The organism is Marinobacter sp. OP 3.4, from assembly GCF_036224885.1.
Taxonomy (GTDB): Bacteria; Pseudomonadota; Gammaproteobacteria; order Pseudomonadales; family Oleiphilaceae; genus Marinobacter.
Map to the genome: position 1 here is coordinate 87,849 of NZ_JAVVLT010000009.1, position 10,282 is coordinate 98,130.

Genomic DNA, 10,282 nt, shown 5'->3' on the forward strand with positions numbered 1-10,282 from the left:
ACCTCAGAATTTCATTTCGTCAAAGAAGCTCTTCACACCCTCAAACCAGGAGGTTTTCCGGGGTCCATGGTTGTTGCCGTTGTTGCCGTCCAGGGTTTCCTGGAACTGCTCCATCAGATCCTTCTGCTTTTTGGTCAGGTTGACCGGCGTTTCCACCATCACCCGGCACAGCAGATCACCCGCAGGACCGCCACGAACCGGAGAAACCCCCTTGTTTCGCAGGCGGAACAGCTTGCCGGTCTGGGTTTCCGGCGGAATCTTGAGCTTCACGCGGCCATCCAGTGTTGGCACTTCCAGCTCACCGCCGAGGGCGGCGTCCACGATACTGATGGGTACTTCGCAATAGAGGTTGCGACCATCACGGGTGAAGATGGAGTGTTCGCGGACCGCGATCTGCACGTACAGGTCGCCGGCCGGTGCGCCATCAATGCCCATCTCCCCTTCTCCGGACAGCCGGATCCGGTCGCCGGTATCGACACCCGGTGGCACCTTGACGGACAGGGTCTTCTCTTCCTGGAGGCGCCCGGCGCCATGACACTTGCTACATGGATCCTTGATAATCTGGCCGCTACCGCGACAGGTGGGACACGCCTGCTGGACCGTGAAGAAGCCCTGCTGCATGCGAACCTGCCCCATGCCCTTACAGGTACCGCAGATCTCCGGCCTGGAGCCCTTGGCGGCCCCACTACCTTCGCACAGGTCACACTCCACATGGCCAGGCACCCGAATCTTCACCGTGGTGCCGTGGACGGCCTCCTCCAGGTCAAGTTCCAGGGTATAGCGCAGGTCGGCGCCCCGGTTGCTGCGACCCCGGCCGCCGCCACCGAAGATATCACCGAATACATCCCCGAAGATGTCGGAGAAGCTGGCGCCACCGCCACCGAAGCCACCGGCCCCGCCGGCCTGACCATCCACGCCGGCATGGCCGAACTGGTCATAGGCGGCGCGCTTGTTGGTGTCCATCAGCACGTCGTAGGCTTCCGTGGCCTCCTTGAACTTCGCCTCGGCTTCGGCGTCGTCCGGGTTACGGTCCGGATGGTACTTCATGGCGAGCTTGCGGTAGGCCCGCTTGATCTCCTTCTCGTCCGTATCCCGGGATACCCCGAGAACGTCGTAGTAGTCACGTTTGGCCATTCTGGAAAACCTTGTTGAAAAACCTGTCTGTGCTATTCAGATCCGGGCCTCCGGGTATCCGGAAACCCGCCATTCTCAAACGCAGAAAACGCGGGGGCGACAACCCCCGCGTTCTTGCCGGACCGGACGAAACGCTTAGCGCTTGTCGTCGTCCTTGACTTCCTCGAACTCAGCGTCGACGGCGTCATCGGAGCTGCCACTGGCCTGCTCTTCGCCGCCGGCCTGCTGGGCCTGTTCGCCCTGGTCGGCGTACATTTTCTGGGCCAGCTCACCGGATACTTCGGTCAGCTTCTGGGTCTTCGCTTCGATGTCGTCCTTGTCGGAGCCTTCCAGCGCTTCCTCGAGTTCCTTGATGGCTGACTCGATGTTCTCCTTCTCGCTGTCGGTGACCTTGTCACCGGCATCATTCAGGGTCTTGCGCACGGTGTGGACCATGGCATCGCCCTGGTTACGGGCCTGGACCAGTTCCTCGAACTTGCGATCTTCCTCGGCATTGGCCTCAGCATCGCTGACCATCTTCTCAATCTCGTCGTCGTTAAGACCGGAAGAGGCCTTGATCACGATGGACTGTTCCTTGCCGGTTGCCTTGTCCTTCGCGGACACGTTCAGGATACCGTTGGCGTCGATGTCGAAGGTCACTTCGATCTGCGGCACGCCACGGGGCGCCGGCGGAATGTCCGCCAGGTCGAAGCGGCCCAGCGACTTGTTCTGGGTCGCCTGCTTGCGCTCACCCTGGACCACATGAATGGTCACGGCGGTCTGATTGTCTTCCGCCGTGGAGAAAGTCTGGGACTTCTTGGTCGGAATCGTGGTGTTCTTCTCGATCAGCGGCGTGGCTACACCACCCATGGTTTCGATGCCCAGGGTCAGCGGGGTCACGTCCAGCAGCAGAACGTCCTTCACGTCGCCTGACAGGACCGCACCCTGGATGGCGGCACCAATGGCCACGGCTTCGTCCGGGTTGACGTCTTTCCGCGCTTCCTTGCCGAAGAAGTTCTTCACCTTCTCCTGCACCATCGGCATACGGGTCTGACCACCCACCAGGATCACCTCGTCAACCTCGTTGGCGGACAGGCCGGCATCCTTCAGGGCCACCTTACAGGGCTCCAGGCTGCGCTCGACCAGTTCTTCCACTAACGCCTCGAGCTTGGCCCGGGTCAGCTTGACGTTCATGTGTTTCGGACCAGCCTGGTCAGCCGTGATGTACGGCAGGTTGACGTCGGTCTGCTGGCTGCTGGACAGCTCGATCTTGGCCTTCTCGCCGGCTTCCTTCAGGCGCTGCATCGCCAGGGAGTCACCGCGCAGGTCGATGCCGCTGTCCTTCTTGAACTGGTCCGCCAGGTATTCGATGATCTTCAGGTCAAAGTCTTCACCACCCAGGAAGGTGTCACCGTTGGTGGCCAGAACCTCGAACTGGTGCTCACCGTCCACATCGGCGATCTCGATGATGGACAGGTCAAAGGTACCACCACCCAGGTCATAGACAGCCACGGTGCGGTCACCGCTCTGCTTGTCCATGCCATAGGCCAGTGCCGCAGCGGTCGGCTCGTTGATGATCCGCTTCACTTCCAGGCCGGCAATCTTGCCGGCGTCCTTGGTGGCCTGACGCTGGCTGTCGTTGAAGTACGCCGGCACGGTGATGACCGCTTCGGTCACCTTCTCGCCCAGGTAGTCCTCGGCGGTCTTCTTCATCTTTTTCAGGACTTCCGCGGACACCTGGGGCGGTGCCATCTTTTCGTCTTTCACCTCAACCCAGGCGTCACCATTGTCCGCCTTGGTGATCTTGTAGGGCACCATCTTGATGTCCTTCTGAACCACATCGTCCTCGAAGCGACGACCGATCAGACGCTTGATGGCATACAGCGTATTGTGGGGGTTGGTCACCGCCTGACGCTTGGCGGACTGGCCAACCAGCGTTTCACCATCGTCGGTGTACGCGATGATGGAAGGCGTGGTGCGATCGCCCTCTGCGTTCTCGATCACCTTGACCTTGTCGCCATCCATGATGGCAACACAGGAGTTGGTCGTGCCCAGGTCGATACCGATAATCTTGCTCATGAAATCACTCCAGTTAGCTGTTCAGTCCGGATGCTGCCTGATCCGGATTCACCTGATTCTTTTCCGGCCCACCAGGGACCGTGTCTTGACTGTTACCTGCCTATATTGGCTCCGACGCTGACTTTTCAAGCCTGCTCGTCGATTTTTGGCGCATCCTCAGCCTTGGCGACCACCACCATGGCCGGACGCACCAGACGCTCGTTCAGGGTGTAACCCTTCTGCACCACGGCCACCACGGAATTGGGCTCGGCGTCCGGCGCCGGCACCATGGACATGGCTTCGTGCAGCTGCGGGTCAAAGGGTTCGCCCACCGGGTTCAACTGCTGCACGTTGAACTTGCCCAGACTCTTAAGGAACAGGTCCAGGGTCATTTCCACCCCTTCCCGGATGGACGTGACAACGTCGTCGGATTCCTGCTTTCCCTCTGTGCTCTCAACGGCCTTTTCAAGGCTGTCGGCCACCGGCAGCAGTTCCTTGACGAACTTTTCCAGGGCAAACTTGTGGGCTTTCTCCACGTCGATCTCCGCCCGGCGGCGCACGTTCTGCATTTCCGCCTGGCTCCTGAGCACCTGGTCCTTCAGTTCCTGGACGCGGGCTTCCATGGAATCGGCGTCCTCCTCCGGTGAGGAGGTCTCGCCCGGCTGCTGCTCGGACACCGGCTCACCGGCCCGCTCCTCCGCTTTCAGCTCTTCATCGACATTTTCGTTGCGATTTTCGTCAGCGCTCATCAGCTACTCCCGGTTATTCCTGCGCGCGACCATGGCCGCGCCGTTACCCAATGATGGTGAATTGCCATCGGATATGGGGCCCAAATAAACGCTTTCAACCATGACTGTTTCACAGAATTCACCACACTGGATTTGCATACAGTGATTTTGCTGTATATATTCACAGTCACTGTATGTTTCAACAGTGTTCGTGACTCAGGGAGACACCACATGCTGACTCAACTCACGGTTTCCAACTACGCCATTGCCGAACGCGTCGAACTCCAGTTCCAGAAGGGCATGACCGCCCTCACCGGGGAAACCGGCGCCGGCAAGTCCATCGTGCTGGATGCACTCGGGCTGGCCATGGGAGGCCGTGGCGATGCCAGTGCTGTTCGCCATGGCGCCAAGCGGGCGGATATCACCGCCACCTTCGACATTGCCCGGATTGCCGAAGCCCGGGAGTGGTTGGAGGATCAGGACCTGGATGACGGCAACGACTGCATCCTGCGGCGGGTGATCGGTCGGGATGGCCGCTCCCGCGCCTACATCAATGGACAGCCCTGCCCGCTGAACCAGTTGAAGGAACTGGGCGCCACATTGATGGACATTCATAGCCAGCACCAGCACCAGTCTCTCCTGAAGAAGGACACCCACCGTCGACTGCTGGACGAATTCTCCGGCTCCGAAGATCTGGCCATCAAGACCCGCCTGGCCTGGAAACAGTGGCACCAGGCCCGGGAACGGCTGATCAGCCGACAGCAGAACGCGGATGAAACCGAAGCCCGGTTGCAGCTCCTGCGCTACCAGGTCGACGAACTGGACCGCCTCGCCCTTGAGGAGGACGAGCAGGCGCGCCTTGAGCAGGAACAGGAACAGCTCAGCCACGCGGAAACCGTGCGCCAGCACAGCCACCATGCTGCCATGCTGTGCTCCGAGGATGAAACCAGCGCCGCCGACATGGTACGCCAGGCCCTGCAGCAACTCGAGCAACTGCCGGTCCAGGTACCGGCCCTGGCCGACACCATCCAGATGCTCAACGAAGCACAGATCCAGTTATCGGAGGCCGGCAACAACCTGGTCCATTTCGTGGAGGATTACGAGGCGGACCCGGAGCGCCTGCAGGAAGTGGAGGATCGACTCAGCGCCATTTACCAGCTGGCCCGCAAGCACCGCATCCAGCCGGAGGAACTGCCGGATCTGCACCAGCGCCTGGGTGAGGAACTGGCCGAACTGGATGGCAGCGAAGGCAGCCTGGAGCAACTGGAAGCCGACGTGGAGAACTATCGTCAGGCCTACCAGACGGTGGCCGACAAACTGTCCAGGGCCCGCCGCGAGGGGGCGGCCACACTGGACCAGCGCGTGGGCCAGGAACTTGCGGAACTGGGCATGCCGACCATGCAATTCACCAGTCAGCTTGATACCCGGAACCAGGAACCCAGCCCGGCGGGTAACGAAGACATCGAGTTCCTGATCAGCGCGAACCCGGGTCAGCCCGCACGCCCCCTGGCCAAGGTGGCCTCCGGTGGCGAACTGTCCCGTATCAGCCTGGCCATCCAGGTGGTAGTGGCCCAGACGTCCACCACACCCACCCTGGTGTTCGACGAGGTGGATGTGGGCATTGGTGGCGGCACGGCGGAAGTCGTGGGCCGGCTGCTGCGCTCACTGGGGGAAAGTGGCCAGATCATCTGCGTGACCCACCTGCCCCAGGTGGCGGCGCAAAGCCACCAGCACCTGTTCGTCAGCAAGTTCACCGAGGCGGACACCACCTTCTCGAAGATCGAAACGCTGAACGATCAGGGCCGCATCAGTGAAGTGGCCCGGATGCTGGGCGGTGTGGACATGACCGAGCAGACACTGGCCCACGCCCGCGAGATGTACACCAAGGGACAGGCCACCCACCATTGAAATAAACGCTGATTTTCAAGTTGCTCTCATCGACTCCCTTCTCACCAGAGAGCTTTTCGAGCGCCGCCCCGGCGCTCTTTTTTTTGGCAGGATGTCTGAACAGACGAAGGGACAGGGGTAGCGGCCACGGGTTGCGACCGCTACCTGGAAGGCTGGCGTATCAGGACTTCTTGATCGGCTTAACGTAGAGGATCAGGCTATGGTCCACGATTTCATAGCCGTGCTCTTCCGCAATCTTCTTCTGGCGCTCTTCAATCACTTCGTCAACGAACTCGATGACTTCGCCGGTCTGGGTACAGACCATGTGGTCATGGTGATCGTCCCCGGCCATCTCAAAGACCGCGTGGCCACCCTCAAAGTTATGTCGCAGCACCAGTCCCGCTGCTTCAAACTGGGTCAGCACCCGGTAAACCGTCGCGAGCCCAACGTCGTCACCCTGATCCAGCAACTTCTTGTAGACGTCCTCAGCGCTCAGATGGTGCTCTTCCGACGTCTCCAGGATATTGAAGATCTTCACTCGTGGCAGAGTGACTTTCAGACCCACCTTGCGCAGTTCGGCGTTTTCAGATGACATAATGCTCTTCGCTCTTTGGTGTGTTCAGTGCTTCCGGTATTATACCGCCATATTTTGTCTCATAAACCGTTTCATTTCCGGCTAAAAGGACTTCTGTTCCTGATGCACCTGATCCATAAAGTTGTACCCATCCTCCTGCTGACCCTGCTTGCCGGCTGCGTATTCCCCGGCGTTTACAAGATCAACGTCCAGCAGGGCAACATCGTCACCGACGAGGAAATCGCCCTGCTTGAACCGGGCATGTCGCGCTCCCAGGTGCATTCCGCCCTCGGCACCCCCCTGACGCTCAATCCGGCGGACACCTCGGTCGAGTACTACATCTATACCTTCCAGGAGGCTGGCGGAAAAATACGGAAACAGAAAGTGACCGTCCACTATGAAGACGATAGGTTCACACACCTTGACAAGGAAATGCTTGAGGACCTACCTGCCTACTGACGGCAACGCTCTCAGCCTTCTTTCTTCTTGCGGGCCCGATTCATCCGGGCCTGCTTGGGGTCAATCCTGAGCGGTCGGTACAGCTCGATACGATCACCTTCCCGCAGTATATGCCCGGCTGGCTTTTTTACCACCTTGCCGAAGATCCCCATATCCACCGCTTCGGGATCAAGGCCCGGGAACAGGTCTTCGATTCCGGAACGGCGAACGGCCTCCAGCATGGTCGCCCCCTCCTCCACCTGCACCGGCACGATCTCCTGACGCTCCGGCGTTGCATAAGCCACTTCCACCCACATCAGCGACTCACCACCTCAGCGTAGACTTCGTTCGCCCGACGGCAGAAGGCCTCCACCATGCTGTTGGCGGCCTGATTGAATACCGGACCAAAGGTCATCCGGGACAGGGATCCGGAAAACTCGAAATCCAGTTGCAGGGTGACCTTGCAGGCCTGACTGTCCAGGGGCGTGAAGTACCAGTACCCCTTCAGGTTCCGGAACGGTCCGTCCACCAGGGACATCTCGATACGTTCCGGCGAGGCAAGTTCATTGCGGGTGGTCAGGCGGTGCCGGATACCACCCTTGGCCACGTCGATGGAGGCCAGCACCTGGGAGTCGGTGCGTTCGTGCACCTGGGCCCCGGCGCACCAGGGCAGGAAATCCGGATAGCTGACAATGTCGTCAACCAGCGTAAACATGCGCTCTGCCGAGTGCATCACCAGAGCACTCTTGTCGATCTGATGGGCCATGAAAACTGAGAATCCTGTGGGTTGGTTCAAGCGCCAATCATATCCGATCTGGCCGGATTTTTCGGCCCATCTCCATCAGAAATCAGCGGCCCGACCAGGCCTACGGGAACGCTGGCCCTCAGCACCAGAATCCGCAGATCCATTCTCCGGGCCAGACGTTACGTCATGGGTCGACTGCGCACACCAGATCATATCAGCGCTCTCGCACACCGGATGCAGCGATGCCACGGAATAGCTCAACCCTACAACCACCACGAGCAACGGCAACAGATAACGCAAGGCAAAGTGCCAGAGCCGGGCCAGCCATTCCTGGGGAGCCCCCAACAGTTCGGTCAGGTAACCGACCGGCGCCAGCCAGCCCAGGAATATGGCTAGGGCGGCGGCCACAAAGGGGATCAGCAGACCGCTGGTCACCCATTCGATCCAGCGGAAAGGCGTCAGCCCCGCAAACTGGACGTCGGACCAGATATTGAACGAAAACAGCGTGATCAGCCCCAGCAACCAGGCAAACACCAGCACCAGCAGCACCGAGGCCGGGCGGGGCGACACCAGCCATTCCCGCAACCAGGCAACCACCGCCTCCACCAGGACCAGGGCCGATGTCCAGGCCACCAGCAGGATCACCGCAAATACCGCCGTTGAAAGAAGCTGGTGGTATTCGAAACCGCCCAGTCCCACCGGCAGGGCAATGAAAACCAGCCCGAAGCCACGGGCATCACCGGCGTCGACCATCGACTGGGCAATGGCATAGATGACAACACCCGCCATCACGCCCACCACCGTATCCAGTAGCGCCACCGCGAATACAGAACGCTTCAGCGGCGCGCCCGGGGCCATCAACGCCCCCAGTACCGCCCAGACGCCAAGTCCGATCCCCAGTGCGTAGAAGGCATGGGACAGGGCGAACCACACACTCCGGAAGCCCACATCCTGCCAGCGGAACCCCACGACCGCCTCCAGGGAGCCATTCGCCAGCCCCTGCCACTGACTCCAGCCCACCAGCAGCATCAGCAGGATCAGGACGATGGGCACGACCAGCCGGAAGGCACGCTCGACCGATACCTGTCGTATCGCAACCGCGCCGACAAGGGCAATAAAAAAGAGGTGCCACGCCATGAAACCGCGGTACTCGTGGGGGTTCTCCACCAACTGACCCAACAGACCGGTCATGGACGTCGGCGTGGCGCCCGCGAACCGGCCAAGGGCCCCATAGAACACATAGGCAAGGCAGATGGAGCCAATGACCAGCGTAATGGACAACACCAGGAAGCCCGAGAGCACGCTGATCCGTCCAACCCAGCGCCAGCGGGGAGAAAGCCTGCGGGCCTTGGCCTCGGTCCCCATGGCAAGGGACATGTTATGGCGGGAATGCCGCCCCAGGGCACTTTCCGCCATCACCAGCGGCAAGGTCACCACCAGCAGGAAAAACAGGTACATGAGGACGAAATAGCCACCGCCGAACTGACTGGCCAGCCACGGAAAGTGCCAGAGGTTGCCCAGCCCGATCGTGGCGGCGGCGGCGCTCCAGAAAAACGTACTGCGTCCGGCCCAAAGGCCCAGGGCCGCATTGGTCGATGGTGTCGGCATTCGATTCCCTGTTCAGAATGGATTCCCGATTGTAACTGATATCCGCCCCGGCCCGCCCGGCTGGTGACCCGATATCGGGACCTGGGTTACAATCCGCCTCTTGTCTGCGTCCATTAACAGACACCGAATGTCCAACGGATCGATTCAATGAGCAAAAAGAAACCGGCCAACTCCGGGGGCACCATTGCCCTCAACAAGAAAGCCCGGCACGAGTATCACATTGAAGAACGCCTTGAGGCGGGCGTCCAGTTACTGGGCTGGGAGGTCAAGTCCCTGCGTGCCGGCAAGGGCCAGATTACCGAGGCCTACGTGCTGTTCAGGGAGGGTGAAGCTTTCCTCTTCAACGCGCAGATCAGCCCGCTCGATACGGCCTCCACCCATGTGATTGCGGATCCGACCCGCAACCGCAAGCTGCTGCTGCACGCCAAGGAAATCGCCAGGCTGATGGGCAAGGTCAACCAGACCGGGCACACCTGCGTGCCCCTGGCGCTGTACTGGAAAAAGAACAAGGTAAAGTGCGAAATCGCGCTGGTGAAAGGCAAGAAAATGTTCGACAAGCGAGCCACCGAGAAGGAGCGCGACTGGAACCGGCAGAAGCAGCGCATCCTTCGCGAGCACAACGCCGGCTGAACGCCGCGAATAAAAACCTTGAAGTAGGCCGGACTGGCCCCATATACTTAACTGCAAGGGGACGACATGGCTTCGACGCCGGTGGCGAACCCTTGGGTGCATGTCGAGATGGCAGCGAATCTCGTTAATCCAAAGCTGCAAGCAATAGTCGCAAACGACGACAACTACGCACTGGCGGCGTAAGCCGCCGGTCGTCCTGACCCGGGTGCCTGTAAACGGGTATTTCAGGACGTCATAGCTTAACAGGCTGCTCCTTTGACCAGAGCTCACTGGTTAAAGGCTAAGATCCAAAGAGCTCGCCCCCTGCACCCTGACCTTCGGGTCGCTTGGGGTTAAACGAATAGAAGGACACTAAACATGTAGAGCTCAAGGCAGAGTACTGGCGGACGCGGGTTCAATTCCCGCCGTCTCCACCAAACAACCACAGAAAAGCCCCTGATTTCAGGGGCTTTTTTAGTGCGCCCGGCACGGGCGCACTCCTGGAGGTGAAAGTCCTCCCGT

10 protein-coding genes and 1 other RNA gene are annotated in these 10,282 nt (G+C 60.2%); 4 read left to right on the top strand and 7 right to left on the bottom strand.

Going from position 1 to position 10,282, the window contains the following annotated elements:
- Positions 1–3: 3 nt before the first annotated feature.
- The 3 genes from dnaJ to grpE all read right to left on the bottom strand — a co-directional run bounded on the left by dnaJ (position 4) and on the right by grpE (position 3,920).
- A complete protein-coding gene (dnaJ, locus tag RO069_RS01510) occupies positions 4–1,134 on the bottom strand; it encodes a molecular chaperone DnaJ (protein WP_328184855.1) in 1,131 nt (376 codons plus the stop codon).
- Between the two features lie 135 nt (positions 1,135–1,269).
- The gene (gene dnaK, locus RO069_RS01515; protein WP_328184857.1) at positions 1,270–3,192 is read right to left on the bottom strand and encodes a molecular chaperone DnaK; all 1,923 of its coding nucleotides are present in this window, start codon (positions 3,190–3,192) and stop codon (positions 1,270–1,272) included.
- A 125-nt stretch (positions 3,193–3,317) separates the two neighbouring features.
- Positions 3,318–3,920, bottom strand: a complete 603-nt coding sequence (gene grpE, locus RO069_RS01520) for a nucleotide exchange factor GrpE (RefSeq protein ID WP_328184858.1) — start codon at positions 3,918–3,920, stop codon at positions 3,318–3,320.
- Between the two features lie 210 nt (positions 3,921–4,130).
- Here grpE and recN point away from each other — a divergent pair, with 210 nt between their 5' ends.
- Positions 4,131–5,807, top strand: coding sequence for a DNA repair protein RecN (gene recN / locus RO069_RS01525; RefSeq protein ID WP_328184860.1), 1,677 nt, complete (start codon positions 4,131–4,133; stop codon positions 5,805–5,807).
- A 160-nt stretch (positions 5,808–5,967) separates the two neighbouring features.
- On the opposite strand, the gene fur is transcribed toward recN, so the two are convergent.
- Positions 5,968–6,381 (bottom strand): ferric iron uptake transcriptional regulator, encoded by a 414-nt coding sequence (gene fur / locus RO069_RS01530; RefSeq protein ID WP_328184861.1) that lies wholly within the window; start codon positions 6,379–6,381, stop codon positions 5,968–5,970.
- A gap of 111 nt (positions 6,382–6,492) precedes the next feature.
- Here fur and RO069_RS01535 point away from each other — a divergent pair, with 111 nt between their 5' ends.
- Positions 6,493–6,819 carry an outer membrane protein assembly factor BamE gene (locus RO069_RS01535; protein ID WP_328184872.1) on the top strand — a complete coding sequence of 109 codons (327 nt, stop codon included), beginning with the start codon at positions 6,493–6,495 and terminating at the stop codon, positions 6,817–6,819.
- Positions 6,820–6,830: 11 nt separating this feature from the next.
- Here RO069_RS01535 and RO069_RS01540 read toward each other — a convergent pair whose 3' ends face one another.
- The 3 genes from RO069_RS01540 to RO069_RS01550 all read right to left on the bottom strand — a co-directional run bounded on the left by RO069_RS01540 (position 6,831) and on the right by RO069_RS01550 (position 9,151).
- A complete protein-coding gene (locus tag RO069_RS01540) occupies positions 6,831–7,115 on the bottom strand; it encodes an RnfH family protein (RefSeq protein ID WP_328184862.1) in 285 nt (94 codons plus the stop codon).
- Positions 7,115–7,564, bottom strand: a complete 450-nt coding sequence (locus RO069_RS01545) for a type II toxin-antitoxin system RatA family toxin (protein ID WP_328184863.1) — start codon at positions 7,562–7,564, stop codon at positions 7,115–7,117. The genes RO069_RS01540 and RO069_RS01545 overlap by 1 nt, the downstream gene beginning before the upstream one ends.
- A gap of 75 nt (positions 7,565–7,639) precedes the next feature.
- Entirely contained in the window at positions 7,640–9,151 is a 1,512-nt protein-coding gene (locus RO069_RS01550) for a sodium-dependent transporter (protein ID WP_328184864.1), read from the bottom strand.
- 147 nt (positions 9,152–9,298) lie between these two features.
- On the opposite strand from RO069_RS01550, the gene smpB reads away from it, so the two are divergent.
- On the top strand, positions 9,299–9,781 hold the full coding sequence (smpB, locus tag RO069_RS01555) for an SsrA-binding protein SmpB (protein ID WP_328184866.1): 483 nt from the start codon (positions 9,299–9,301) through the stop codon (positions 9,779–9,781).
- Positions 9,782–9,838: 57 nt separating this feature from the next.
- Positions 9,839–10,197: a transfer-messenger RNA gene (gene ssrA, locus RO069_RS01560) on the top strand.
- Positions 10,198–10,282: the final 85 nt, after the last annotated feature.